The following is a 25,062-nucleotide window of genomic DNA, read 5'->3' on the forward strand; positions in this document are numbered from 1 at the left end:
CCTCACGTCCCGTCGTCGTCCGTCCCTTCTCCCGCACACCCGAGGTACCCACGTCATGACGCAGCCGCCCCCGCCGCCCAACCAGCCGCCGCAGCAGCCCGGTTTCGGCCCGCCGCAGGACCCTGCCGGGCAGCAGCCCGAACAGTCCCAGCAGCCCGAGCAGCCGTCCTCGCAGCAGCCCGAGCAGCCGTCGCAGCCGCCGGCCCAGCAGCCGCCCGCACAGCCGCCGACCATGGTGGACGGGCCCGACCTGGGCAAGGCCCCCCAGCCGCAGCCCGGTTACGGCTACCCGCAGGCTCCGCAGCCCCCGCAGACGCCGCCCGCCGCGCCCGCGGCTCCTCCGGCGGCTCCGCAGGGGCCGGGTTACGGCTACCCGCAGCAGCCGCAGCCGCCCCAGCCCCCGGTCGGCTACGGCTACCCCGGGCAGCAGCCGTCCGGCCCGTACGGACAGCCGCAGTACGGCCAGCCCGGCTACGGGCAGCCGGGATACGGCTATCCGCAGGCCACCGTGCCGACCCCGCCGCAGCCCGGCGGGACCGGCGGCGGACGGAAGATCAACGCACAGCTGGCCATCATCGTCTCCGCGGTCGTGGCCATCGCGCTGATCATCGGTGGCGGCGTCTGGTACGCCAGCTCCGGCAAGGACGACGGCAAGAAGGACACCGCGAAGACCGGCGGCAAGGACCCCAAGAACGGCGGCGGCGGGGGCACCTCGTCCGGCGGCAAGGAGAAGGCCCCGGCCGACCCGAAGTCCAGGGTGCTCTTCCAGCTGCCCCAGCCGAAGCTGCCCAAGGGCCAGGACTCCATCACCACGGCCGGCTCCTGGGTGACCGACACGGTCTACGCCAAGAGCGGCATCGCCGAGATCGTCGGCTACGACCGTGACAAGGGCACCAAGCTCTGGACGATCGACCTGCCCGGCCCGGTGTGCACGGCCACCCACCACGTCACCGAGGACGGCAAGACCGCGATCGTCTACAAGCCGGACATGCCGACCAAGGCCGAACCGCAGAGCTGCACCGAGGTCGCCGCGATCGACCTGAAGGCCGGCAAGAAGCTGTGGAACAAGACGGCCAAGACCGGCACGTTCCCCATCCGGTTCAGCAACGTCACCATCAGCGGCACCACGGTCGCCGCGGGCAGCACCAGCGGCGGCGCCGCCTGGGACATCACCTCCGGCAAGCAGCTGTGGGCGCCCAAGAACTCCGACAGCTGCTACGACGCCGGGTACGGCGGTGGCCCGAAGATGGTCGCGGTCCGCAAGTGCGGCTCGTTCAAGCAGCGTCAGCTGCACATCCAGACCATCGACCCGAAGTCCGGCAAGGTGATCTCCGAGTACAAGATGGACGAGGGGATCGAGTACGCGGCGGTCGTCTCCACCGACCCGCTGGTCGTGGCCGCCGACGTGAACGAGTCCGCGGGCGACGGCAGCGGCATCTCGGACTTCTTCTCGATCGACAACAAGACCGGCAAGCTGCGCGAGCGGATCTCGGCGCCCGGCGACGACTACGCGGCGAAGTGCGACGGCATCAGCGAGATCGAGAAGTGCAGCGGTCTGGCGGTCGGCAACGACCGGCTGTACATCGCGACCGAGGAGCACGAGAGCGGCACCAGCAAGTACGGCGAGACGAACGAGATCGTGGCGTTCGACCTGGGCACCGGCAAGCAGACCGGGCAGCGGGCCGACGCGGGTGACGACTACACGATCACTCCGCTGCGCATGGACGGCGGCAACATCCTGGCGTACAAGCGGCCTCCGTACGACAAGGGCGGCCAGATCGTCAGCATCGACGGCGGGACGTTCAAGCAGACGGTGCTGCTGGAGAACCCGGCGACGCGGTCGGTGCGGGACGTGGAGACGCGGTTCTCGCCGCAGTACTCCGAGATCCTCTTCAGTGAGGGCCGGCTGTTCATGTCGAGTGAGTACGCGAGCGACTTCGGCAGCTCGGACTCGAAGCGGTATCTGGCGATCGCCTTCGGCACGAACTGATTCCCGTCCGGAGCCCAAGCCGATCCGGCTCGTTCCGGGTTGATCAATTCGGCGCGGTTGCGGCCCCGCCCCTGTTCAGGGGCGGGGCCGTTCGCGTACAGCTCATCCTGCGCTCATCGTCATCGAATGCGAGAATTTCGGTGATCCGGGGCGATTCTCGCCGGTAGGGGGAGCGCAACGTCGAACAAGCGTGTAGCTTCCGGGGGCATCCACCGGGTGTGCACTTGCGTATGGGTGGGTGAGATGTACTGGGGGGACTGGGGGGGTTCTCTATGGGAGTGCGGCTGATCGTCGTCGACGACCACCGGTTGCTGGCGGAGGCGCTGGCGTCCGCGCTGAAGCTGCGCGGGCACCGCGTGCTGGCCGCGGCGGCGCCGGTGGCGGGGGCCGCGGATCTGGTGATCAGCAGGGTGCCGGAGGTGTGTCTGCTGGGGACGGCGGCGCCGGCGGAGCCGGGGATCTTCGATCCGGTGGTCAAGATCAAGCGGGAGCGGCCGCAGGTGGCGGTGGTGGTGCTGGGGCCGGTGCCCAGTCCCCGCGGGATCGCGGCGGCGTTCGCGGCGGGGGCGTCGGGATACGTGCGGCACGACGAGCGGATCGAGGGGGTGGAGCGGGCGATCATGAAGGCTCGGGCGGGGGAGGCGGCGGTGGCGCCCGCACTGTTGCAGGGGGCGTTCTCGGAGTTGCTCAATCCTGCCGCGCAGCCGGATGACGAGGGGCAGCGGTTGCTGGAGATGCTGACGCCGAGGGAGGTGGAGGTGCTGGTGCGGGTCGCGGACGGTGAGGACACGCGGGTGATCGCGGCGGGCATGGGCATCGCGCCGTCGACGGCACGCACCCACGTCCAGCGCGTCCTCATGAAACTCGGCGTCGGCTCCCGCCTCGAAGCGGCCGCCCTCGCCGCCCGCACCGGGCTCCTGGACCGAGCCGACCGGCCCCGGTCCCGGGAGAACTGACGTCCCGGGAGTGCCGGCCCTGCGGCCCGGCGGGGGTGCGCTTCGTTCTGCCTGCGGCCCGTAGGGGTGCGCGTGGCGCCTACGGAGGGGGTGGGTGAGTCGGGGCCGGGGGGTGGTGTCCGTCCCCGGTCCGGCGCGGAATCGGTCGCCTGTTGACCACCGCGGTTGACGCGCCGGCCGCTGCGGGCGGACACCACCCCCCGGCCCCTGCCCGTCGGCGCGACTGCGGCACGCCCGGGTCCGGTGGCCGGTTGAGCGCCGTGCGCGGCCATCGCCACGTGGCTGCGGACGGTCGGGCGAGGAGCGAGGGGTCAGTCGGTTGTGGGGGAGTCGGGCTCGTCCTGGGTCGTGGGGGGCGGGGGGACTGTGGGGGAGAGCTTGAGCCAGAGGAGGAAGAAGAGGCCGAGGAGGAGCATGCCGAGGCCGGTCCAGAGGTTGATGTTGACGCCCTCGGCCTTGTCGATGTCCGCGTCGGACGCGGTGAAACCGGCGATCATGACGATGACGCCGTAGAGGACGAAGAGGCCCCCGATGATGCGGCGGATGTCGAAGAGGCGCGCCGCCGTCGCGGACTTGCTCTCCAGCTCTGTGACTTCCTGCTGGAGCTCCTGCTCGGAGAAGTGTTCGGACATGGTCGTTCCATTCTCCCGCGATCAGAACGAGAAGGGGATGTAGCAGGCGGCGGCCAGGATCACCGCGCCCCAGCCGAGCAGCGCGGGCTTGCGGTACCAGGCCTCGTCACCGGGTGCGGGCGGCTCCGCCATGCCGGGCGAGCGCGTGCCGTAGACCAGGCCCTGCAGCTCGTCGGCCGGCTTCGGCGCGGTGAAGAGGGTGACCGCGACCATGACGACCGCACCGGCGACGAAGCCCGCGATCGCGGAGACGAAGTTGGCGCCCTGGTCGGTGGGGATGTCGATGATGCCCTGCTTGTAGATCCAGAAGTAGTTCACCATCGCGGCCGAGGTGCCGGCGATCAGTCCCCAGAAGCCGGACTTCATCGAGGCCCGCTTCCAGAACATGCCGATGATGAAGACCACGAACATCGGGACGTTGAAGAAGGAGAACAACGTCTGCAGGTAGCTCATGATGTTCGAGAAGGAGGACGCCAGGAACGCCGTGCCGATGGAGGCCAGCACGCCGATCGCGGTGATCAGCCGGCCGAACCGCACGTAGTAGGTGTCCTCGCGGTGCTTGACCACGTACTTCGCCCAGATGTCGGTGGTGAACACCGTGTTGAAGGAGGAGACGTTGGCCGCCATGCCGGCCATGAACGCGGCGAGCAGACCGGTCACCGCGATGCCCAGGACGCCGTTGGGCAGCAGCTGCTGCATCAGGTAGGGGATGGCGTCGTTGTACTGGTAGCCCGACTCGGGGGTGCCGAAGCGCGGGATGACGGCCGCGGCGACCAGGCCGGGGATCATCACCAGGAAGACGATGAAGATCTTCGGGAACGCGGCGATCAGCGGGGTGCGCTGGGCGGCGGAGAGGTTCTTCGCGGACAGCGCGCGCTGCACCTCGGCGAAGTTGGTGGTCCAGTAGCCGAAGGAGAGCACGAAGCCCAGGCCGAGGACGATGGTCAGCCAGTTGGCGCCGAGCGGGTTGTCGCTGCCGATGCCGGTGCCGCCCCAGGCGGTCATGAAGTTGTCGCCGTGGGAGGCGCTGAGCTTGTCGGACAGGCCGTCCCAGCCGCCCACGCTGCGCAGGCCGAGCACGGTGATCGGGATGAGCGCCGCGAGGATCACGAAGAACTGCAGCACCTCGTTGTAGATCGCCGAGGACAGGCCGCCGAGGGTGATGTAGGCGAGCACGAAGAAGCCGGCCACCACGATCGCCACCCATTCCGGCCAGCCGAGCAGTGCCTTGACCACGATCGCCAGGGCGTAGAGGTTGACGCCGGCGATGAGGATGGCGGCGAAGGCGAACAGGACCGCACTGAGCAGGTGTGCGGCCTTGTCGAAGCGCAGCAGCAGGAACTCCGGCACCGAGCGGACCTTGGAGCCGTAGTAGAAGGGCATCATCACCAGGCCGAGGAAGACCATCGCCGGGATGGCGCCGACCCAGTACCAGTGGGTGGTGTAGACGCCGTACTGCGCGCTGTTCGCGGCCATGCCGAGGATCTCGGTGGCGCCCAGGTTGGCGGCGATGAAGGCCAGGCCGGTGACCCAGGCGGGCAGTGAGCGCCCGGAGAGGAAGAAGTCCAGGCTGGTCCTGACCGAGGCGCGGGCGGCGAGGCCGACGCCCAGGACGACCAGGAAGTAGATCCCGAGGATCGTGTAGTCGAGCCAGTTGGTGGGCAGCCGCAGCTCGGCCGCCAGCTGGACGGATGGTGGGAAACCTGTGGGGGTCTGCATGAGTACTCGCTTCGTTGCGCGAACCGATACCTGCGGGAACCTACCTGCGCGTTCGGAAAATGAACACTTTTGTTGGTGAGCTTTGTTTGATTGTGATGTTGACGCGGGTGGTGAGTCGTGTTTTGGTATGTTGAGTTCTGTTGAACAGTGCGGCTCGAATGGAGCGTCCGGCGTGAAGAAGACCTCGACCCGACTGGCCGACGGTCGCGAGCTCATCTACTACGACCTCAGCGACGACACGGTCCGCGACGCGCCGGACCGACGCCCGCTGGACGTCACCGTCACCACGTCGGAGATCCGCCGCGACCCGCTGCTCGGGGACAGCGTCGCCATCGCCTCCCACCGGCAGGGCCGCACCTATCACCCGCCGGCCGACGAATGCCCCCTGTGTCCCTCCGAGGGCGACCGGCTCAGCGAGATCCCGGAGCCGTCGTACGACGTGGTCGTCTTCGAGAACCGCTTCCCCTCGCTGGCCGGGGACTCCGGCCGCTGCGAGGTCGTGTGCTTCACCTCCGACCACGACGCCTCCTTCGCCGACCTGAGCGAGCAGCAGGCCCGGCTGGTTCTGGAGACCTGGGCGGACCGGACCTCCGAGCTGTCGCATCTGCCCGCCGTCGAGCAGGTCTTCTGCTTCGAGAACCGGGGCGCCGAGATCGGCGTCACCCTCCAGCACCCGCACGGGCAGATCTACGCCTACCCGTTCACCACCCCGCGCACCGACCTGATGCTGCGCCAAGTGGCGGCGCACAAGGCGTCGACCGGCGGGGAGAACCTCTTCGACGCGGTCCTCGAGCGGGAACTCGCCGGGGAACGTGTCGTCCTGGAGGGTGACCACTGGGCGGCCTTCGTGCCGTACGCGGCGCACTGGCCGTACGAGGTCCACCTGTACCCCAAGCGGCGGGTCCCCGACCTGCTCGGCCTCGACGAGGCGGCGCGCGCGGAGTTCGCCCCCGTCTATCTGGAGCTGCTGCGGCGCTTCGACCGGATCTTCGGCACCGGCGAGCCCCCGACGCCGTACATCGCCGCCTGGCACCAGGCGCCGTTCGGCCCGCTGGAGCAGTACGCCGGGGTGACGCGCGACGACTTCGCGCTGCACCTCGAGCTTTTCACCATCCGCCGCACTTCCGGCAAGCTGAAGTTTCTCGCGGGTTCCGAGTCCGGCATGAACGTCTTCATCAACGACGTGCCGCCGGAGCGCGCGGCCCAGCGACTGCGGGAGGTAGCTACGTCATGAGCGGGAAGTACCTGGTCACCGGGGGTGCGGGCTATGTCGGCAGTGTCGTCGCCCGGCATCTGATCGAGGCCGGCGACGAGGTCGTCGTCCTCGACAACCTCTCCACGGGCTTCCGCGAGGGCGTGCCCGAGGGCGCCGGGTTCATCGAGGGCGACATCCGGGACTCCGCCAAATGGCTGGATCCTTCGTACGACGCGGTGCTGCACTTCGCCGCCTTCTCCCAGGTCGGCGAGTCGGTCGCGCGGCCCGAGAAGTACTGGGACAACAACGTCGGCGGCACCATGGCCCTGCTCGCCGCGATGCGCGAGGCGGGCGTGCGCACCCTGGTGTTCTCCTCCACGGCCGCCACCTACGGCGAGCCGGCGGAGCTGCCCGTCGCCGAGTCCGCCCCCACCGCCCCCACCAACCCCTACGGCGCCTCCAAGCTCGCCGTCGACCACATGATCAGCGGTGAGGCCGCCGCCCACGGCCTGGGTGCGGTCTCCCTGCGCTACTTCAACGTGGCCGGCGCCTACGGCGACCTGGGCGAGCGGCACGACCCCGAGTCCCATCTGATCCCGCTGGTCCTCCAGGTCGCGCAGGGCAGGCGCGAGTCCGTCTCCGTCTACGGCGACGACTACCCCACCCCGGACGGCACCTGCGTGCGCGACTACATCCATGTCGCCGACCTCGCCGAGGCCCACCTGCTGGCGCTGCGCGCCGCCACCCCCGGCGAACACCTGATCCTGAACCTCGGCAACGGCAACGGCTTCTCCGTGCGCGAGGTCGTCGACACCGTCCGCCGGGTCACCGGCCACCCGGTCCCCGAGGTCGTGGCGCCCCGCAGGGACGGCGACCCGGCGGTGCTCGTGGCCTCCGCGGACGCCGCCCGCGAGAAGCTGGGCTGGCGGCCGAGGCGCACCGACCTCGCGGGGATCGTCGCCGACGCCTGGGCCTTCGCCCAGCGGCGCGCCGCCGGGGACGTCCGATGAAGGGGCAGCAGATGAGCGGGACGGTGGCAGCGGAGTTCGCCCGGCTGTACGGGGCGGAGCCGCACGGGGTGTGGGCGGCGCCGGGCCGCGTCAACCTGATCGGCGAGCACACCGACTACAACGACGGCTTCGTGATGCCGTTCGCGCTGCCGCACACCGCGGTCGCGGCCGTCGCCCGCCGCGACGACGGGGTGCTGCGTCTGCACTCCGCGGACGTGGCGGGGCCGGTCGCGGAGATGGCCGTGGACGGCCTCGCGCCCGGGACGGACAAGAACTGGACCGCCTATCCCGCGGGTGTGGTGTGGGCGCTGCGGGAGGCCGGTCACGCCGTGACCGGCGCGGACGTCCATCTGGCGTCCACGGTCCCGTCCGGGGCGGGTCTGTCCTCCTCGGCCGCCCTGGAGGTCGTGGTGGCCTCGGCCCTGAACGACCTGTTCTCCCTGGGCCTGAGCGGCCGGCGGCTGGCCCGGCTGTGCCAGCGCGCCGAGAACGTCTACGTCGGGGCGCCCGTCGGCATCATGGACCAGACGGCCGCCGCCTGCTGCGAGGCCGGGCACGCTCTGTTCCTCGACACCCGGGACCTGTCGCAGCGTCAGATCCCCTTCGACCTCGAGGCCGAGGGCCTGCGCCTGCTCGTGGTCGACACCCAGGTCAAGCACAGCCACAGCGAGGGCGAGTACGGCAAGCGCCGGGCCGGCTGCGAGAAGGGGGCGGCGCTGCTCGGCGTCGCCGCCCTGCGCGACATCCCCTACGACGGCCTGGACGCGGCGCTGGAGCGGCTGGGCGACGAGGAGGAGGTGCGCCGGCTCGTCCGCCATGTGGTGACGGAGGATCAGCGGGTGGAGCGGGTCGTGCAGCTGCTGGAAGCCGGTGACGTCCGGGCGATCGGGCCCGTGCTGGTGGAGGGGCATGCCTCGCTGCGCGACGACTTCCGCATCTCCTGCCGTGAGCTGGACCTGGTCGTCGACACGGCCCTTGCCGCCGGCGCCCTCGGCGCCCGCATGACCGGCGGCGGCTTCGGCGGCTCGGCGATCGTGCTGACCGAGTACGCCGACGTCCCGGCCGTCACCAAGGCGGTGGAGGAGGCCTTCGCCGCCGCGGAGCTCTCCCCGCCCCGCGTCTTCGAGGCGGTGCCCTCGCCCGGCGCCCGGCGGCTGGACTGGCTCAGCGGTGCCGGGTCACCAGCTTCTTGACCAGCGTGTACTCGGTGATCCCCGGCGGATAGTCGGGGATCTCGCACACCACCTCGTAGCCCTGCTTCCGGTAGAAGTCCGGAGCCTGGAAGTCCCAGGTCTCCACCCGGGCCGAGGCGCAGGCGCGTTCGGCGGCGGCGAGGTGCTCGGCATGCGCGAGCAGCCGGCTGCCGAGGCCGGTGCCCCGGTGGGGCTCGTCCACCCACAGGTAGGCGACGTGGAGCCAGGAGGCCCAGGTGTGGCCGACCAGGCCGCCCGCGAGGCCGCCGGCGTCGTCCATCGCCCACACGTGCAGGGGGTTCTCGCGTTCGGCGGGGGTGCCGCGCAGGGCGCGCAGCACCGGGGACGCCGCCGTATTGGTGTCCCGCAGGCGCTTGCGGAGCAGATCACGTCGGGCCTTGTCGACTTCTGTCTCCAAACGAAACATGCGGCTCACCCTAAACGTGCCAGGACCGCCAGTTCTGTGAATAACCTTCCGCTCCCCGCCCCCGTCCGTACCCTGATGAACAGTGCCGGTGGGCCGGTGAGCGATCCCCTGCTCTGCGGAAGAGCTCGGGGAAGGGGGTTTCGTGGTACGCATCCGAGTCCTGGTCGTCGACGACCACCGCATCTTCGCCGAGTCGCTGGCCGCGGCCCTGGCCGCGGAGCCGGATGTCGAGGTGGCCGCGGCAGGCAGCGGCCCGGCCGCGCTGCGCTGTCTGGAGCGGGCCGCCTCCGAGGGGCGCCGCTTCGACGTGATGCTCGTCGACGCCGATCTGGGCGGCAAGGTGCCCGGCGGCCGTCCCGCGGTGCCCGTGCAGGACGGCGACGAGGACGGCCTCGTCGACGGGATGGCCCTGGTCGCCGGGGTGCGCACGGCCCAGCCGCAGGTGCGGATCGTGGTGCTCGCCGAGAAGGACGACCCCCGGCGGGCGGCCTCCGCGCTGCAGGCCGGTGCCTCCGGCTGGGTGGCCAAGGACTGCTCGCTCAGCCGGCTGCTCACCGTCATCCGGGGCGTGCTGCGCGACGAGACGCATCTGCCGCCCGCGCTGCTCACCGGCGTGCTGCGCGAGCTGACCGCGGCCCGCAAACACCGCACCGAGAGCGAGCGGCTGGTGGAGTCCCTCACCCCGCGGGAGCGGGAGGTGCTGCGCTGCATGGTGGCGGGCCTGGGCCGCAAGGCGGTCGCCGAGCGGCTGTACCTCTCTCCGCACACGGTGCGCACACATATGCAGAACGTGCTGGGCAAGCTGGGCGTCCACTCCACGCTCGCCGCGGTCGCCCTCGCCCGCCGCGCGGGCGTCGGACCGGTCGACCTATCCGGGGACGTTGTCGAACGGGGCGGTCAGCTGGCGTAGCAGGGCGGCCAGTTCCCCGCGCTGGGCGCGGGACAGCTCGGCGAGGATGGCCCGCTCCTGGTCCAGCAGCCCGGCCAGCGCCTGGTCGGCGCGGTCGCGTCCCTCGGCGGTCAGCCGGACCAGCACGCCGCGCCGGTCGGTGGGGTCGGGCAGCCGCTCCACCAGGCCCTTCTTGGCGAGGCGGTCGATGCGGTTGGTCATCGTGCCGGAGGTCACCAGCGTCTGGGTGAGCAGCTGCCCCGGCGAGAGCTGATAGGGGGCGCCCGCGCGGCGCAGCGCGGTCAGCACGTCGAACTCCCAGGGCTCGAGCCCGTGCTCGGCGAAGGCGAGCCTGCGCGCCCGGTCCAGATGCCGGGCGAGCCTGCTGACCCGGCTGAGCACCTCGAGCGGTTCCACGTCGAGGTCCGGGCGCTCCCGGCGCCACGCTGCGACCAGCCGATCGACCTCGTCCTCCATGGCGATCAGTGTAGTGGTTGTGTCGATGTGAAGTCTCTTGATATCGAGTCTCTTGACATCAAGGAATAGAGATCGCAGGCTGGGTACGCGTCCGACAGTGAACGGGAGGATCCATGACCGTCACCCCCACCTGGGATCCCGCGCAGTACCTGCGCCACGCCGGCCACCGCACCCGGCCCACCGCCGAGCTCCTCGCCCGCATCCCGGACCCGGCCACGCCCGCGCCCCGCATCGCCGACCTCGGCTGCGGCGCGGGCAATGTCACAGCCCTGCTCGCCGAACGCTGGCCCGCCGCCCGCATCACCGGCTACGACAACTCGCCCGAGATGCTCGAGGCGGCCCGCGCCGGTCACGGCGGCCCCACCCCGGGCGGCGGGCACCTCGACTTCGTCCACGCCGACCTGCGCACCTGGACGCCCGAGGAGCCCTACGACCTGATCATCAGCAGCGCGACCCTGCAGTGGCTGCCGGGCCACGCGGACCGGTTCGCCGACTGGGTGGCCGCAGTCCACCCCGGCGGAACCTTCGCCTTCCAGATCCCCGGCAACTTCGACGCCCCCAGCCACGCCCTGATGCGCGAGATCGCCCGCCGGCACGGCATCGACCACGTGCTGCGCCACAGCGACGCCGTGCTCGCCCCGCAGGACTACCTCGCCCGCCTCACCGCCCTCGGCTGCACCGCCGACGTCTGGGAGACCACCTACCTCCACCTGCTCACCGGCGAGGACCCGGTCCTGGACTGGGTGAAGGGCACCGGCCTGCGGCCCGTGCTCACCGCCCTCGCCGACCAGCCCGAGCGGCGCGAGGCCTTCCTGGAGGAGTACCGGGCCGCGCTGCGCACCGCCTACCCGCCGGGCCCGCACGGCACGGCCTTCCCGTTCCGCCGCGTCTTCGCCGTCGCCCGCAAGCCGGCGCAGGACGCGCCCTCACCCGGCAGGGGAGGGCCCGCCATGATCACCGCACTCGACCACGTCCAGCTCGCCGCGCCCGCCGGCAGCGAGGACCTGCTGCGCGACTACTACGCCGGCATCCTCGGCATGCGCGAGATCCCCAAGCCGCCCGCCCTCGCGGCCCGCGGCGGCTGCTGGTTCCAGTCCGGGTCTGTCCAGCTGCACCTGGGGATCGAGAACGGCTTCCGCCCCGCGAAGAAGGCCCACCCCGGCATCCGGGTCCGCGGGATCCGGCAGTACGCCGAGCGGCTCGACCGGCACGGCGCCCCCGTCACCTGGGACGACGCTCTGCCGGGCCACCTGCGCTTCTTCACCGCCGACCCGGTCGGCAACCGCCTGGAGTTCCTGGAACCCGCCGAGGAGGACGCCTGACCGGCCGGGGGTCTCAGTTCTTGCGGTGCCCGATCAGCCGGGGCTTCGGCTCCAGGCCGTCCAGGCCGTGCCACGCCAGATTCACCAGGTGCGCCGCCACCTCGGCCTTCTTCGGCTTGCGCACGTCCAGCCACCACTGGCCGGTCAGCGCAACCATGCCGACCAGCGCCTGCGCGTACAGCGGCGCCAGCTTCGGGTCGAAGCCGCGGGACTTGAACTCGCGGCCCAGGATGTCCTCCACCTGGGTGGCGATGTCCGAGATCAGCGAGGCGAAGGACCCCGTCGACTGGGGGATGGGGGAGTCACGGACCAGGATGCGGAACCCGTCCGTGTACTCCTCGATGTAGTCCAGCAGTGCGAACGCCGCCTGCTCGCACAGCTCACGCGGATGGCCGGCCGTCAGCGAGCTGGTCACCATGTCCAGCAGGCGGCGCATCTCCCGGTCCACCACCACCGCGTACAGACCCTCCTTGCCGCCGAAGTGCTCGTAGACCACCGGCTTGGACACCCCGGCCTTCGCCGCGATCTCCTCCACCGACGTGCCTTCGAAGCCCTTGGCCGCGAAGAGGGTGCGGCCGATCTCCAGTAGCTGCTGGCGGCGCTCCGCACCGGTCATCCGGGTCCGGCGCGTGCGCCGCGGCTTGTCATTGCTCGGGATGCTGCTGGAGTCGGCCACGGCGACCATCATGCCGCCTCGACGGTCTCCTTCCGGCGCCGGGAGCCGACATCGGTGGTGTTACGGCGGGAATCGATACGTGAGCGTGACGGCCACCGCACGTCGTACGCCCAGCCGAGCAGCTCGAACCAGCGGATCAGCCGGGCCGAGGAGTCCAGCTGCCAGCGCTCCACGCCGTGCCGTGCCGAGGTCGGGTCGGCGTGGTGCAGGTTGTGCCAGGACTCACCGCACGACAGCACGGCCAGCCACCACACATTGCCCGAACGGTCCCGCGACTTGAACGGCCGCTTGCCGACCGCGTGGCAGATGGAGTTGATCGACCACGTCACATGGTGGAGCAGCGCCACCCGGACGAGGGAACCCCAGAAGAAGCCGGTGAAGGCGCCCCACCAGGACATCGTCACCAGCCCGCCGATCAGGGCGGGAAGCAGCAGCGACAGCGTCGTCCACAGCACGAACAGGCGGGAGATCCGCCGCATCGTCGGGTCCTTGATCAGATCCGGCGCGTACTTCTCCTGCGGCGTCTGCTCCTCGTCGAACATCCAGCCGATATGCGCCCACCACAGGCCCTTGATCAGCGCCGGGACCGTCTCCCCGTACCGCCACGGCGAATGCGGGTCGCCCTCGGCGTCGGAGAACTTGTGGTGCTTGCGGTGGTCGGCCACCCACCGCACCAGCGGCCCCTCGACCGCCATCGAACCGGCGATGGCCAGCGCGATCTTCAGCGGCCGCTTCGCCTTGAAGGAACCGTGGGTGAAGTGCCGGTGGAAACCGATGGTGATGCCGTGGCACCCGAGGAAGTAGAAGAACACCAGCAGACCGAGGTCCAGCCAGCTCACCCCCCAGCCCCAGGCCAGCGGCACGGACGCCAGCAGCGCCAGGAACGGGACGATGATGAAGAGCAGCAGCGTGATCTGCTCGATGGAACGCTTGCGCTCACCGCCCAGCGTGGCGGAGGGCGCGGCGTCGACGTCGGATCCAGATGCCTTCGGGGCTTCTTCGATCACATCGGAACGTGAGGTCATGCGTGTCCCCTGTGGGGTATGCGGACGGGGGTGGTGCCGGGGCTGCCGGAACCCGGAGAAGTTCCTACGGTTCCGTAACCTACGGCTTCGTAAGTATGGCAGTGCGTCGCCCGGCGGCAAGAGCCCGCGAGCCTGCGCGTCCCGCCCGACACCTATCCTGGGAGTCGGTCGGACAGCGCGGTCCGCTCGGAATTCTTCCCGGACGCCCCATTTCGTATGCGGCGCCCGCCGCGCGCGACGCCGTCCGGGTTCCCTCCCAGACGAGCTTCAACACTGCAAGGAGCCGCACCTGTGAGCAGTGCCGACGACCAGACCACCACGACGAGCGCCGAACTGCGTGCCGACATCCGCCGACTGGGTGACCTCCTCGGGGAGACCCTCGTCCGGCAGGAGGGCCCCGAGCTGCTGGAGCTCGTCGAGAAGGTCCGCCGCCTCACCCGGGAGGACGGCGAGGCCGCCGCCGAGCTGCTGCGCGGCACAGAACTCGAGACCGCCGCCAAGCTGGTGCGCGCCTTCTCCACCTACTTCCACCTGGCCAACGTCACCGAGCAGGTGCACCGCGGACGCGAACTGCGCGCCAAGCGCGCGGCCGAGGGCGGCGCGCTCTCCCGCACCGCCGACCGGCTCAAGGACGCCGACCCCGAGCACCTGCGGCAGACCGTGCAGCACCTCAACGTGCGGCCCGTCTTCACCGCCCACCCCACCGAGGCCGCACGCCGCAGCGTCCTCAACAAGCTCCGCCGCATCGCCGCCCTCCTGGACACCCCGGTCATCGCCTCCGACCGGCGTCGCCTGGACACCCGGCTGGCCGAGAACATCGACCTCGTCTGGCAGACCGACGAGCTGCGCGTCGCCCGCCCGGAACCCGCCGACGAGGCCCGCAACGCCATCTACTACCTCGACGAGCTGCACGCCGAAGCCGTCGGCGACGTCCTGGAGGACCTCACCGCCGAACTGGAACGCGTCGGCGTCAAGCTGCCCGACGACACCCGCCCCCTCACCTTCGGCACCTGGATCGGCGGCGACCGCGACGGCAACCCCAACGTCACCCCCCAGGTCACCTGGGAGGTGCTGATCCTCCAGCACGAACACGGCATCAACGACGCGCTGGAGATGATCGACGAACTGCGCGGCCTGCTCTCCAGCTCCATCCGCTACGCCGGCGCCACCGAGGAACTGCTCACCTCCCTCAAGGCCGACCTCGGCAACCTCCCCGAGATCAGCCCCCGCTACAAGCGCCTCAACGCCGAGGAGCCCTACCGGCTCAAGGCCACCTGCATCCGGCAGAAGCTGCAGAACACCAAGCAGCGCCTCGCCAAGGGCACCCCGCACGAGCCCGGCCGCGACTACCTCGGCACCGGCGAACTCCTCGCCGATCTGCGCATCCTGCAGACCTCGCTCAGGGAGCACCGCGGCGGCCTCTTCGCCGACGGGCGCCTCGCCCGCACCATCCGCACCATCGCCGCCTTCGGCCTGCAGCTCGCCACCATGGACGTCCGCGAGCACGCCGACGCCCACCACCACGCCCTCGGCCAGCTGTTCGACCGGCTCGGCGAGGAGTCCTGGCGCTACGCCGACATGCCGCGCGAGTACCGCGCCAAGCTGCTCGCCAAGGAACTCCGCTCCCGCCGGCCGCTGGCCCCCACCCCGCCGCCCGTCGACGCGGCCGGCGAGAAGACCTTCGGCGTCTTCCAGACCATCAAGCGCGCCCTGGAGGTCTTCGGACCCGAGGTCATCGAGTCCTACATCATCTCCATGTGCCAGGGCGCCGACGACGTCTTCGCCGCCGCCGTCCTCGCCCGCGAGGCCGGCCTGATCGACCTGCACGCCGGCTGGGCGAAGATCGGCATCGTCCCGCTGCTCGAGACCACCGACGAGCTCAGGGCCGCCGACACCATCCTCGAGGACATGCTCTCCGACCCCTCCTACCGGCGCCTGGTCGCGCTGCGCGGAGACGTCCAGGAGGTCATGCTCGGCTACTCCGACTCCTCCAAGTTCGGCGGCATCACCACCAGCCAGTGGGAGATCCACCGCGCCCAGCGGCGGCTGCGCGACGTAGCCCACCGCTACGGTGTGCGGCTGCGCCTCTTCCACGGCCGCGGCGGCACCGTCGGCCGCGGCGGCGGCCCCACCCACGACGCCATCCTCGCCCAGCCCTGGGGCACCCTCGAGGGCGAGATCAAGGTCACCGAGCAGGGCGAGGTCATCTCCGACAAGTACCTCATCCCCGCCCTCGCCCGGGAGAACCTGGAACTCACCGTGGCCGCCACCCTGCAGGCCTCCGCCCTGCACACCGCGCCCCGCCAGTCCGACGAGGCCCTCGCCCGCTGGGACGCCGCCATGGACGTCGTCTCCGACGCCGCCCACGCCGCCTACCGCCGCCTGGTCGAGGACCCCGACCTGCCCGCCTACTTCTTCGCCTCCACCCCCGTCGACCAGCTCGCCGACCTGCACCTGGGCTCCCGGCCCTCCCGCCGTCCCGACTCCGGCGCGGGCCTGGACGGGCTGCGGGCCATCCCCTGGGTGTTCGGCTGGACCCAGTCGCGGCAGATCGTCCCCGGCTGGTTCGGCGTCGGCTCCGGGCTCAAGGCGCTGCGCGAGGCCGGCCTCGACACCGTGCTCGACGAGATGCACCAGCAGTGGCACTTCTTCCGCAACTTCATCTCCAACGTGGAGATGACCCTCGCCAAGACCGACCTGCGGATCGCCCGGCACTACGTCGACACCCTCGTCCCCGACGAACTCAAGCACGTCTTCGAGACCATCGAGGCCGAGCACGAGCTGACCGTCGCCGAGGTGCTGCGCGTCACCGGCGAGAAGGAACTCCTCGACGCCCAGCCCGTCCTGAAGCAGACCTTCGCCATCCGCGACGCCTACCTGGACCCGATCTCCTACCTCCAGGTCGCCCTGCTCAAGCGGCAGCGCGACGCGGCCGCCGCCGGCGAGGAGCCCGACCCGCTGCTCTCCCGCGCCCTGCTGCTCACCGTCAACGGCGTGGCGGCGGGCCTGCGCAACACCGGCTGACACACAGCCCGCACACACAGCGGTGCCCCCGCGCTCCCTCCGAGCACGGGGGCACCGTCACCACCGGGGCCGCACGGCAGCACGTCCCGCCGTCGTCTCAGGACTCACACCACAGCGAACGCCGCCGTCAGCAGCGCCACGCCAGAGCCGGCCAGCACCCACGCCGGCCGCGTCCTGCGCAGACCGCCCGCCACCACCACCGACGCCAGCAGCAGCGCACCCCCCAGCGGCACCCAGGCGTACAGCACCCCGCCGGGACCCGACCGCACGGCCTGCGAGCCGCCCGGCTTCAGCACCACCGCATAGGTCTCGCCCTCGGTGACGGCCACCGAGTCCTCCAGCACCACCCGGTCCCGCGGCTGAGAGCCCGGCGAGACGGGCGTGTAGGGGCCGCTGCACGTGCCCTGCCGGCACTGCGTCACCTCGACCGCGCCCCGCTCGCGCCCCTTGGTCAGCATCACGTGCTGCGCCGAGCCCCAGGACGCCCACACCCCGGCGATCAGGATCAGCACGGTCACCGTGCCCATCGCCGCGATCCGTCCGTAAGAGAGCACCGCAGATGGCATGGCCGCGATCTTTGGCCATTCCTCTGCGGTCGGTCAACTCAGGCGGGGGACAAGTCAGGAGTTGTACGTACTCTGCGCCCGCTCCAGGCCCTCGGTCACCAGGCACTCCACCGCGTCCGCCGCCCGGTCCACGAAGTAGTCCAGCTCCTTGCGCTCCGCCGGCGAGAAGTCCCGCAGCACGAAATCGGCCACCGGCATCCGCCCCGGCGGACGCCCGATCCCGAACCGCACCCGGTGATAGTCAGGACCGAACGCCTTCGTCAGCGACTTCAGCCCGTTGTGACCGTTGTCCCCGCCGCCCCGCTTCAACCGCAGCGAGCCGTAGTCGATGTCCAGCTCGTCATGGATGGCCACCACATGATCCACCGGCACCTTGTAGAACTCCCGCAGCGCGTTCACCGGCCCGCCGGACAGATTCATGTACGACATCGGCTTCGCCAGCACCACCCGCCGCGACATCGGGCCCGGAGGACCGATCCGGCCCTCCACCACCTGAGCCTGGGCCTTGCCATGCCGCTTGAACCGGCCGCCCATGCGCTCCGCCAGCAGATCCGCGACCATGAACCCCACGTTGTGCCGGTTCCCCGCGTAGCCCGGCCCCGGATTGCCCAGACCCGCGATCAGCCACACAGCCGCCGCATCCGTCGTCACGCCCATGTCTCCTTCATACGCGTCGGCCGCTGCCCCGCACGGGAACAGCGGCCGACGAAACGACGCCCCGGGCCGGCCGTCCGCCCCGCCCGGAGGCGGACGGCCGGCCCGGAAAGGGGGGGGATCAGGCCTCGGCGGCCTCTTCACCCTCGCCCTCGGTCTCCTCGGGAGCCTCGGTCTGCGCGGCCAGCACCTGCAGCACCACGGCGTCCTCCTCCACCGCCAGGCTCACACCGCTGGGCAGCTTGACGTCCTTGGCGTGGACCGAGTCACCGGCGGCCAGGCCCTCGATGGACACCGTCACATGCTCCGGGATGTGGGTGGCCTCGGCCTCGACGGGCAGCGAGTCCAGCACGTGCTCCAGCAGGTTGCCGCCCGGCGCCAGCTCACCCTCGGTGTGCACCGGAACATCCACCTGGACCTTCTCGCCGCGCTTGACCAGCAGCAGATCGACGTGCTCGAGGAAGCCCTTGATCGGGTCGCGCTGCACGGCCTTCGGGATCGCCAGCTCGTTGGCCTTGCCGTCGATGTCCAGCGAGATCAGCACGTTCGGCGTACGCAGCGCCAGCAGCATCTCGTGGCCCGGGAAGGTCAGGTGCACCGGCTCGGAACCGTGACCGTACAGAACGCCGGGAACCTTGTCGGCGCGACGGATACGGCGAGCAGCACCCTTGCCGAACTCGGTGCGCGTCTCGGCGGAGATCTTCACCTCAGACATATTCACTCCTCGAAGTCAGAAACGGACGTGGTCACCCGGCCACGAACGGCCTGCTACGAAGAGCGCGTCGATAACGGACCGCCGTGTTCACGCCTTCGACAGACGAGTACGGCCTCCCTCGCCGAGCAACTGCAGCAGTGTACTCAGGCAGGGAGGCCGTACTCAAAACGATCATCGAAACCCCGAGCGGGGCCGAATGCAGAACCCTTACTGCTCGTCGAACAGGCTGGTCACCGAGCCGTCCTCGAACACCTCACGCACCGCAGAGGCGATCGTCGGCGCGATCGACAGCACCTTGATCTTGTCCAGATCACCGCTCAGCCCACCCGGCGTCGGCAGCGTGTTGGTGAACACGAACTCGCTCACCCGCGAGTTCTTCAGCCGGTCCGCCGCCGGACCCGACAGCACACCGTGCGTCGCCGTCACGATCACGTCCTCCGCGCCGTGCGCGAACAGCGCGTCCGCCGCCGCGCAGATCGTGCCACCGGTGTCGATCATGTCGTCCACCAGAACACACACGCGGCCCTTCACCTCACCGACCACCTCGTGCACGGTGACCTGGTTCGCCACGTCCTTGTCACGCCGCTTGTGCACGATCGCCAGCGGCGCACCCAGCCGGTCGCACCAGCGGTCCGCCACACGCACCCGGCCCGCGTCCGGCGACACCACGGTCAGCTTCTCCCGGTCCACCTTCGCGCCCACGTAGTCCGCGAGCAGCGGCAGCGCGAACAGGTGGTCCACCGGACCGTCGAAAAAGCCCTGGATCTGATCCGTGTGCAGATCCACCGTCAGCAGCCGGTCCGCACCAGCCGTCCGCATCAGATCGGCGATCAGCCGAGCCGAGATCGGCTCACGGCCCCGGTGCTTCTTGTCCTGCCGGGCATACCCGTAGAACGGCACGATCACCGTGATCGAACGCGCCGACGCACGCTTCAACGCGTCGATCATGATGAGCTGCTCCATGATCCACTTGTTGATCGGCGCCGTGTGGCTCTGGATCAGGAAGCAGTCGGCACCCCGCGCCGACTCCTGATACCGCACATAGATCTCACCATTGGCGAAGTCGAAGGCCTTCGTCGGGACAACCCCGACACCCAGCTGCTGGGCGACCTCCTCGGCAAGCTCGGGGTGGGCGCGGCCGGAGAAGAACATCAGCTTCTTCTCGCCGGTCGTCTTGATCCCGGTCACAGCACTTTCTCCTCAGAGGTCGTCACAGCTGGGCATGTCCAGAAACCTCTCAGCCGACTCGCGAGAGGCCGTCTCAGCTGGTGGGGTGCGGGTGTGCACTTATCACGGTACGCCGTGTTTCAGGCACCCGTTTCCGGTCAGCCCTCCTCGGCCGACCCCCGGGAAGCCGCCTCCGCGGCCTTCGCGGCAGCACTCCCCGGACGCTTCCTGGCCACCCAGCCCTCGATATTCCGCTGCTGACCACGGGCCACAGCCAGCGAACCGGGCGGCACATCCTTCGTGATCACCGAGCCGGCAGCCGTGTACGCGCCGTCCCCGATCGTGACAGGAGCCACAAACATGTTGTCGGAACCCGTCCGGCAGTGCGAGCCGACCGTCGTGTGATGTTTGTCCTGACCGTCGTAGTTCACGAACACGCTCGCCGCGCCGATGTTCGTGTACTCACCGATCGTCGCGTCCCCCACGTACGACAGGTGCGGAACCTTCGTCCCCTCACCGATCGTCGCGTTCTTCGTCTCCACATAGGTGCCGATCTTGCCCTTGCGGCCCAGACGCGTCCCCGGCCGCAGATACGCGAACGGCCCCACCGACGCGCCCTCGCCGACCTCCGCGCCGAGCGACACCGTGTTGTCCACCCGCGCACCCGCGCCCACACGCGTGTCCGTCAGCCGCGAGTTCGGACCCACCTCGCAGCCCTCACCCAGATGCGTCGCACCCAGCAGCTGCGTCCCCGGATGCACCACCACATCGCGCTCGAACGTCACCGACACGTCCACGAACACCGACGCCGGATCCACGATCGTCACGCCCGACAGCATCGCCTGCGTCAGCAGCCGCTCGTTGAGGATCCGCCGCGCCTCGGCGAGCTGCACCCGGTTGTTGATACCGGCGATCTCGCGGTGATCACCCGCCAGCGCCGCACCCACCCGGTGACCCGCCTCGCGCAGGATCCCCAGCACGTCCGTCAGATACTCCTCGCCCTGCGAGTTGTCCGTCCGCACCTTCTTCAGCGCATCCGCGAGCAGCGCACCGTCGAACGCGAACACACCCGAGTTGATCTCACGGATCGCCCGCTGCTCCTCGGTGGCGTCCTTGTGCTCCACGATCGCCGTCACCGCACCGGACGCCTCGTCCCGCACGATCCGGCCGTACCCGGTGGCGTCCGGCACCTCGGCCGTCAGCACCGTCACCGCGTTGCCGTCCGCGGCGTGCGTCTCGGCGAGCTTGCGCAGCGTCTCGCCGGTCAGCAGCGGGGTGTCGCCGCACACCACCACGACGGTGCCGTCGACCGAGCCCCCCAGCTCCTCCAGGCCCATGCGGACGGCGTGCCCGGTGCCGTTCTGCTCCGCCTGCACCGCGGTGCGGACGTCCGGGGCGATCTCGGCGAGATGGGCGGTCACCTTCTCACGTGCGTGCCCCACCACGACGACGAGATGCTCCGGCTGGAGCTCACCGGCGGCGGCGAGGACGTGACCCACGAGGGAACGGCCGCAGATCTCGTGCAGAACCTTGGGTGTGGCCGACTTCATACGGGTGCCCTCACCCGCTGCGAGAACGACGACGGCTGCCGGGCGATTGGCGCTCACGGGATGCCCTTCGGCTGAGTATGGGGAGGGATGGACAGTCCGCAGGATACCGGGGGGTTTTGGGGCGGACATGAGTGCGGGTCCTCACCGGGGGCGGCCGGTGAGGACCCGAACTGAGCAGGGCTCCCCTGCCAGGACTCGAACCTGGAATGATCCATCCAAAGTGGATAGTGTTGCCTATTACACCACAGGGGATTACAAACCCGGCTAATCGGACATCTCGCCAACCGGCCGAGCGGCTCCCAACACTATGCCGTACCAGGAGCCTTCGATGCGACGGTACAGCTCAGCCCCCTTCAGAACCTTGATCATCGGGCAACCGCGACAGGTCTCGCCGACGTTCTTGCGGACGTCCTGGGGTTGTGCTTCTTGAGGGTTTTCTTGTTGAGAACGGCGCCTTCGGTGCCGGTGAGGCCGGCCCGGAACTGCTCGGCGCCCGCCACGTCCGCATGCTCGTGGATCAGGACGCTGAAGCGGAGGCGCTCGCGTTCCACGCCCAGGAGGTCCAGCCAGGCAGGTACACCTGAACCGTCCCCGGATCGCTGTTGACGAAGGGCGCGCACTCGCGCCGGGCGTACGGCTGTCCTTGGCGCCCTCCGCCCGGTAGAGGGCCACGCCCACCAGGAGCAGTTCGCGGTCCGGAAGCTCGCCGATCGCCCGCCTGGCGACCTCCTTCCGTCTCACGGCGGCGTTCCTCGCGCATCCGCATGGCGGCTTCCAGGCCTTGCCGGGCGATGGCCGCCGCTTCCTCGGGGCTCTGCTTCCCCTCCGGCCCCGGTGGATCGCGCACCCACAGGGAGATCGAGCCCTTGGAGCAGCCCGGTTCGAGCTGGATCCGGTCGTAGGTCCAGCCCTTCAGGCGCAGCTCCCTGGCCTGTTCGCGGAGGTCGTCCTTGGCGTTGGGGTGCCGGTCCAGGCGGGCGGGGGTTCGCCCTGGAGGAGGCGGTCGAGGGTGTCGTTGTCGTGGACGCGGAGACGGTCGCGGATCTGGCGGCGGCTGAGTCCCTGCCGTCGGAGGGTCACCGCCTGCTCGCGCAGGGTCTCGCAGTCGGCGTACTCGCCGGTGAGATGTGCCATGGGCAAGAGGCTCCGGCGGTATGAGCAGGTCCGGCACAGATTCGAGGGTGGTTCACCTGTTCGAGGGATATCGCGTCGTATCGCTTGGTGAAAGTCGCCGGAAATGCACCGGGGGGCGCCCGTAGGCTGGATGCATGACCGCGACGGGGGAAGAGCTGGTGCCGGCCCGGGGAGGGCCGTGGTGGTGGGCGCGGTGGCGCAGTGCCGTGCTGGATGTGGGGCTCGCGCTGGTGTCCGCGCTGGAGTGCGGGCTGGAGGGGATCCCGTTCGCGCGGGACGCGGGGATCCCGGTGGCCGCGGGTGTGGTGTTCGGCGTGCTGGCCGGGGCCGTGCTGGTGGTGCGGCGGAAGTGGCCGGTGGCCGTGGTGCTGGTGACGATCGCGGTGACGCCCGCCCAGATGGGCTTTCTGATGGGCGTCGTCGGTCTGTACACGCTGGCCGCTTCGGAGCTGCCGCGCAGGATCATCGGGTCGCTGGCGGGGATGTCGCTGCTGGGCACGGCGATCGTGACGTTCGTGCGGGTGCGGCAGGACATGGCGCGCGGCGAGCTGACCATAGGTGACTGGTTCGTGCCGTTCGCGTCGATCACGACGGCGCTGGGGGTGACGGCTCCGCCGGTGCTGCTGGGGCTGTACATCGGGGCGCGGCGGCGGCTGATGGAGAGTCTGCGGGAGCGGGCGGACAGTCTGGAGCGGGAGCTGCAGCTGCTGGCGGAGCGGGCCGAGGAGCGGGCCGAGTGGGCGCGCAACGAGGAGCGGACGCGGATCGCGCGGGAGATGCACGACGTCGTGGCGCACCGGGTGAGTCTGATGGTGGTGCATGCGGCGGCGTTGCAGGCGGTGGCGCGGAAGGATCCGGAGAAGGCGGTGAAGAACGCCGCGCTGGTGGGGGACATGGGCCGGCAGGCGCTGACGGAGCTGCGGGAGATGCTCGGGGTGCTGCGGGCCGGTTCGGAGCCGGCGGGGGCGGCCCGGTCGGAGCGGGTGTCGGTGCCTCCGCTGGCGGCGGTGGGGGCGGCCGCGGCGGCGGCCGCCTCGCGTGCGGCCGATGGTGAGGAGGGCGCGGCGGAGGGGCCGTGCCTGGCGGAGATCGAGGAGCTGGTGGGGCAGTCGGCGGCCGCGGGGATGGTCGTGGATCTGTCGGTGGAGGGGGAGAGCCGGTCGTATGCGCCGGAGGTGGAGTCGACGGCGTACCGGGTGGTGCAGGAGGCGCTGACGAACGTCCACAAGCATGCGGCGGGTGCGAAGACGTATGTGCGGCTGGCGCACCGGGCGTCGGAGATCGCGATGCAGGTGGAGAACGAGCCGCCGCCGCGGGCGGCCTCGTCGGCCGGGCTGCCGTCGGGGGGCAATGGCCTGGTGGGGATGAAGGAGCGGGTCTCCGCGCTGGGCGGGGTGTTCGTGTCGGGGCCGACGGAGGCCGGGGGGTTCCGGGTGTCGGCGGTGATTCCGGCGTCGGCGGAGGCTCCGTAAGGGGTTTCCCGGCGACCGGCGTTCGCGTGGGCTCTTGTCGTCGGCGGGGAGTGCGCCGGCGGGGGTGCGGTGAGGGCCGGCGGGAGCGCGGCCGGTGGGGGCGGCCGGCGGTCAGGCGACGGTGAGGCGGGTGGGGGTGATGCCGTCGATGAGGGTGGCGAGGGCCTGGTCGATGTGGGGGCCGAGGTACCAGTCGCCGGTGTGGTCGAGGGCGTAGACGCGGCCTTCGGCGTCGATGGCGAGGAGGGACTCGGTGTCGGTCTCGGCGCCGAGGGGGGCGACCTGGGTGTCGAGGGCGCGGCCGAGGTCGCCGAGGGTGCGGGCCAGGTGGAGGCCGTGCAGCGGGTCGATGTGCAGGGTGGCGGGGGCGATCTGGCGGCCGGGTCCGGTGGGGTGGATGCGGAGTCCGCCGAATTCGGCCCAGGCTTCGACGGCGGCGGGGAAGACGCTGTGCCGGTGGCCTGCGGGTGAGGTGTGGTCGCGGAGGGTGTCGGCCCAGATCTCGGCCTGTTTGATGTCCCAGCGTCCCGGCTGCCAGCCGGCGGCGCGCAGTGCGGCGTCGACGGGGACGGGGAAGCGCGTGGTGGAGGTGCGGTCGGTGTGCATCTGCCCTTCGTTCGTCGAGTTCATGGTGCTGGCCGCGTCGCGCGGGCGGGCGGCGTGGCTCGTGTCAGCGTTCGGTGGCGGCGGGGTCGACTATGCGGACACCGAAGTGGGCGCTGAGTGCGGTGCAGGCGCGGCAGGGGGTGGCGAAGCCGCCGTGGAGGGGGTCGCCGTCCTCGCGGATGCGGCGGGTGGTGAGTTTGGCGTGTTTGAGGGCTTTGCGCGCTTCGCCGTTGGTCATGGGTTTGCGGGCGGCGCGTTTGCTGCGGGCGGCGTCGGTGGCGGCGATGTGGCGGGAGATGAGGATGGTCTCGGCGCAGCGGCCGGTGAAGCGGTCGCGCTGTCCGCTGGTGAGGGTGTCGAGGAAGTCCTGGACGAGGGGGTGCAGGGCGGGCGGGGTGTCGCCGCGGGCGGGGGTGCCGGTGAGGGTGGTGCCGCGTACGGAGAGGGCGGCGGCGACGGTGGGCAGGATGCCGTCGCGGCGGTGGCGCAGGACGGGTGCGGGGTGGCCGGCGGTGGCGCTCCAGCCGATGCGCGGGTCGCCGGTGCGGGGGTCGGCGGACCGGTCGTTCGGCGAGGCCGCCGGGGCACCTGCCTGCGTCATGTTCATGATTTGTCTTCCCCTCCGTGCATCCCCCGAAGGTCACAGAGTGCCAAATGCCGTGG

The 25,062-nt window shown here is 70.7% G+C and carries 21 protein-coding genes, 1 tRNA gene and 2 pseudogenes; 9 read left to right on the plus strand and 15 right to left on the minus strand.

Annotated features, from left to right (window positions below; translation table 11 throughout):
• Nucleotides 1–55 precede the first annotated feature (55 nt).
• Nucleotides 56–1,990, plus strand: a complete 1,935-nt coding sequence (locus HCJ93_RS07430) for an outer membrane protein assembly factor BamB family protein (RefSeq protein WP_167992249.1) — start codon at nt 56–58, stop codon at nt 1,988–1,990.
• A 272-nt stretch (nt 1,991–2,262) separates the two neighbouring features.
• Complete coding sequence (locus HCJ93_RS07435; RefSeq protein WP_167992251.1) at nt 2,263–2,946, plus strand: helix-turn-helix transcriptional regulator; 684 nt, start codon at nt 2,263–2,265, stop codon at nt 2,944–2,946.
• A gap of 311 nt (nt 2,947–3,257) precedes the next feature.
• On the opposite strand, the gene HCJ93_RS07440 is transcribed toward HCJ93_RS07435, so the two are convergent.
• Together HCJ93_RS07440 and HCJ93_RS07445 are read right to left on the minus strand one after the other, a co-directional pair.
• The gene (locus HCJ93_RS07440; RefSeq protein WP_167992253.1) at nt 3,258–3,578 is read right to left on the minus strand and encodes a hypothetical protein; all 321 of its coding nucleotides are present in this window, start codon (nt 3,576–3,578) and stop codon (nt 3,258–3,260) included.
• 21 nt (nt 3,579–3,599) lie between these two features.
• Nucleotides 3,600–5,297 carry a sodium:solute symporter family protein gene (locus HCJ93_RS07445; RefSeq protein WP_167992254.1) on the minus strand — a complete coding sequence of 566 codons (1,698 nt, stop codon included), beginning with the start codon at nt 5,295–5,297 and terminating at the stop codon, nt 3,600–3,602.
• Nucleotides 5,298–5,469: 172 nt separating this feature from the next.
• Between HCJ93_RS07445 and galT the strand changes: the two genes are divergently transcribed.
• The 3 genes from galT to galK are packed head-to-tail and all read left to right on the plus strand — an operon-like array spanning nt 5,470 to nt 8,695.
• The gene (gene galT / locus HCJ93_RS07450) at nt 5,470–6,531 is read left to right on the plus strand and encodes a galactose-1-phosphate uridylyltransferase (protein ID WP_167992256.1); all 1,062 of its coding nucleotides are present in this window, start codon (nt 5,470–5,472) and stop codon (nt 6,529–6,531) included.
• Nucleotides 6,528–7,502, plus strand: a complete 975-nt coding sequence (galE, locus tag HCJ93_RS07455; protein WP_167992258.1) for a UDP-glucose 4-epimerase GalE — start codon at nt 6,528–6,530, stop codon at nt 7,500–7,502. The genes galT and galE overlap by 4 nt, the downstream gene beginning before the upstream one ends.
• Nucleotides 7,503–7,513: 11 nt before the next feature.
• The gene (gene galK, locus HCJ93_RS07460) at nt 7,514–8,695 is read left to right on the plus strand and encodes a galactokinase (RefSeq protein WP_167992260.1); all 1,182 of its coding nucleotides are present in this window, start codon (nt 7,514–7,516) and stop codon (nt 8,693–8,695) included.
• Here galK and HCJ93_RS07465 read toward each other — a convergent pair.
• Entirely contained in the window at nt 8,667–9,122 is a 456-nt protein-coding gene (locus HCJ93_RS07465; protein ID WP_167992262.1) for a GNAT family N-acetyltransferase, read from the minus strand. The two genes, galK and HCJ93_RS07465, sit on opposite strands and share 29 nt — an antisense overlap.
• A 142-nt stretch (nt 9,123–9,264) precedes the next feature.
• On the opposite strand from HCJ93_RS07465, the gene HCJ93_RS07470 reads away from it, so the two are divergent.
• Entirely contained in the window at nt 9,265–10,032 is a 768-nt protein-coding gene (locus tag HCJ93_RS07470; protein WP_167992264.1) for a LuxR C-terminal-related transcriptional regulator, read from the plus strand.
• On the opposite strand, the gene HCJ93_RS07475 is transcribed toward HCJ93_RS07470, so the two are convergent.
• On the minus strand, nt 9,991–10,488 hold the full coding sequence (locus HCJ93_RS07475; RefSeq protein WP_167992267.1) for a MarR family winged helix-turn-helix transcriptional regulator: 498 nt from the start codon (nt 10,486–10,488) through the stop codon (nt 9,991–9,993). The genes HCJ93_RS07470 and HCJ93_RS07475 overlap by 42 nt on opposite strands.
• Nucleotides 10,489–10,601: 113 nt before the next feature.
• Between HCJ93_RS07475 and HCJ93_RS07480 the strand changes: the two are divergent.
• Nucleotides 10,602–11,396, plus strand: a pseudogene (locus tag HCJ93_RS07480) (trans-aconitate 2-methyltransferase); the annotation flags it as partial.
• Between the two features lie 427 nt (nt 11,397–11,823).
• Here the strand turns inward: HCJ93_RS07480 and HCJ93_RS07490 are convergent.
• Nucleotides 11,824–12,498 (minus strand): TetR/AcrR family transcriptional regulator, encoded by a 675-nt coding sequence (locus HCJ93_RS07490; RefSeq protein WP_167992268.1) that lies wholly within the window; start codon nt 12,496–12,498, stop codon nt 11,824–11,826.
• Nucleotides 12,495–13,511 carry an acyl-CoA desaturase gene (locus HCJ93_RS07495; protein ID WP_167992270.1) on the minus strand — a complete coding sequence of 339 codons (1,017 nt, stop codon included), beginning with the start codon at nt 13,509–13,511 and terminating at the stop codon, nt 12,495–12,497. Before HCJ93_RS07495 ends, HCJ93_RS07490 begins: the two co-directional genes overlap by 4 nt.
• Nucleotides 13,512–13,802: 291 nt before the next feature.
• On the opposite strand from HCJ93_RS07495, the gene ppc reads away from it, so the two are divergent.
• Nucleotides 13,803–16,535 carry a phosphoenolpyruvate carboxylase gene (gene ppc, locus HCJ93_RS07500; RefSeq protein WP_167992272.1) on the plus strand — a complete coding sequence of 911 codons (2,733 nt, stop codon included), beginning with the start codon at nt 13,803–13,805 and terminating at the stop codon, nt 16,533–16,535.
• A gap of 104 nt (nt 16,536–16,639) precedes the next feature.
• On the opposite strand, the gene HCJ93_RS07505 is transcribed toward ppc, so the two are convergent.
• The 7 genes and pseudogenes from HCJ93_RS07505 to HCJ93_RS07535 form a co-directional block, all read right to left on the minus strand.
• Nucleotides 16,640–17,101, minus strand: a complete 462-nt coding sequence (locus tag HCJ93_RS07505) for a hypothetical protein (protein WP_167992274.1) — start codon at nt 17,099–17,101, stop codon at nt 16,640–16,642.
• A 54-nt stretch (nt 17,102–17,155) separates the two neighbouring features.
• Nucleotides 17,156–17,758: an aminoacyl-tRNA hydrolase gene (gene pth / locus HCJ93_RS07510; protein WP_167992276.1), complete on the minus strand. Its 603-nt coding sequence runs from the start codon at nt 17,756–17,758 to the stop codon at nt 17,156–17,158.
• 118 nt (nt 17,759–17,876) lie between these two features.
• The gene (locus HCJ93_RS07515) at nt 17,877–18,470 is read right to left on the minus strand and encodes a 50S ribosomal protein L25/general stress protein Ctc (protein WP_167992278.1); all 594 of its coding nucleotides are present in this window, start codon (nt 18,468–18,470) and stop codon (nt 17,877–17,879) included.
• 207 nt (nt 18,471–18,677) lie between these two features.
• Complete coding sequence (locus HCJ93_RS07520) at nt 18,678–19,658, minus strand: ribose-phosphate diphosphokinase (protein WP_167992279.1); 981 nt, start codon at nt 19,656–19,658, stop codon at nt 18,678–18,680.
• 137 nt (nt 19,659–19,795) lie between these two features.
• Entirely contained in the window at nt 19,796–21,244 is a 1,449-nt protein-coding gene (glmU, locus tag HCJ93_RS07525; RefSeq protein ID WP_167992281.1) for a bifunctional UDP-N-acetylglucosamine diphosphorylase/glucosamine-1-phosphate N-acetyltransferase GlmU, read from the minus strand.
• A 123-nt stretch (nt 21,245–21,367) separates the two neighbouring features.
• Nucleotides 21,368–21,439 (minus strand) — tRNA-Gln (locus tag HCJ93_RS07530).
• A 12-nt stretch (nt 21,440–21,451) separates the two neighbouring features.
• Nucleotides 21,452–22,321: pseudogene (locus HCJ93_RS07535) on the minus strand (hypothetical protein).
• 134 nt (nt 22,322–22,455) lie between these two features.
• On the opposite strand from HCJ93_RS07535, the gene HCJ93_RS07540 reads away from it, so the two are divergent.
• Nucleotides 22,456–23,793, plus strand: a complete 1,338-nt coding sequence (locus HCJ93_RS07540; RefSeq protein WP_167992283.1) for a sensor histidine kinase — start codon at nt 22,456–22,458, stop codon at nt 23,791–23,793.
• Between the two features lie 111 nt (nt 23,794–23,904).
• Here HCJ93_RS07540 and HCJ93_RS07545 read toward each other — a convergent pair whose 3' ends face one another.
• Nucleotides 23,905–24,399 carry an SUKH-3 domain-containing protein gene (locus HCJ93_RS07545; protein WP_167992462.1) on the minus strand — a complete coding sequence of 165 codons (495 nt, stop codon included), beginning with the start codon at nt 24,397–24,399 and terminating at the stop codon, nt 23,905–23,907.
• 64 nt (nt 24,400–24,463) lie between these two features.
• The gene (locus HCJ93_RS07550; RefSeq protein ID WP_167992284.1) at nt 24,464–25,006 is read right to left on the minus strand and encodes a YwqJ-related putative deaminase; all 543 of its coding nucleotides are present in this window, start codon (nt 25,004–25,006) and stop codon (nt 24,464–24,466) included.
• Nucleotides 25,007–25,062 lie beyond the last annotated feature (56 nt).

This window comes from Streptomyces composti, from assembly GCF_012034205.1.
In the GTDB taxonomy this organism is placed as follows: Bacteria; Actinomycetota; Actinomycetes; order Streptomycetales; family Streptomycetaceae; genus Streptomyces; species Streptomyces composti.

Coding starts and splice junctions, on each gene's coding strand:
- HCJ93_RS07430 (WP_167992249.1), top strand. CDS start 56: ATGACGCAGCCGCCCCCGCCGCCCAACCAGCCGCCGCAGCAGCCCGGT.
- HCJ93_RS07435 (WP_167992251.1), top strand. CDS start 2,263: ATGGGAGTGCGGCTGATCGTCGTCGACGACCACCGGTTGCTGGCGGAG.
- HCJ93_RS07440 (WP_167992253.1), bottom strand. CDS start 3,578: ATGTCCGAACACTTCTCCGAGCAGGAGCTCCAGCAGGAAGTCACAGAG.
- HCJ93_RS07445 (WP_167992254.1), bottom strand. CDS start 5,297: ATGCAGACCCCCACAGGTTTCCCACCATCCGTCCAGCTGGCGGCCGAG.
- galE (WP_167992258.1), top strand. CDS start 6,528: ATGAGCGGGAAGTACCTGGTCACCGGGGGTGCGGGCTATGTCGGCAGT.
- galK (WP_167992260.1), top strand. CDS start 7,514: ATGAGCGGGACGGTGGCAGCGGAGTTCGCCCGGCTGTACGGGGCGGAG.
- HCJ93_RS07465 (WP_167992262.1), bottom strand. CDS start 9,122: ATGTTTCGTTTGGAGACAGAAGTCGACAAGGCCCGACGTGATCTGCTC.
- HCJ93_RS07475 (WP_167992267.1), bottom strand. CDS start 10,488: ATGGAGGACGAGGTCGATCGGCTGGTCGCAGCGTGGCGCCGGGAGCGC.
- HCJ93_RS07490 (WP_167992268.1), bottom strand. CDS start 12,498: ATGATGGTCGCCGTGGCCGACTCCAGCAGCATCCCGAGCAATGACAAG.
- HCJ93_RS07495 (WP_167992270.1), bottom strand. CDS start 13,511: ATGACCTCACGTTCCGATGTGATCGAAGAAGCCCCGAAGGCATCTGGA.
- HCJ93_RS07505 (WP_167992274.1), bottom strand. CDS start 17,101: ATGCCATCTGCGGTGCTCTCTTACGGACGGATCGCGGCGATGGGCACG.
- pth (WP_167992276.1), bottom strand. CDS start 17,758: ATGGGCGTGACGACGGATGCGGCGGCTGTGTGGCTGATCGCGGGTCTG.
- HCJ93_RS07515 (WP_167992278.1), bottom strand. CDS start 18,470: ATGTCTGAGGTGAAGATCTCCGCCGAGACGCGCACCGAGTTCGGCAAG.
- HCJ93_RS07540 (WP_167992283.1), top strand. CDS start 22,456: ATGACCGCGACGGGGGAAGAGCTGGTGCCGGCCCGGGGAGGGCCGTGG.
- HCJ93_RS07545 (WP_167992462.1), bottom strand. CDS start 24,399: ATGCACACCGACCGCACCTCCACCACGCGCTTCCCCGTCCCCGTCGAC.
- HCJ93_RS07550 (WP_167992284.1), bottom strand. CDS start 25,006: ATGAACATGACGCAGGCAGGTGCCCCGGCGGCCTCGCCGAACGACCGG.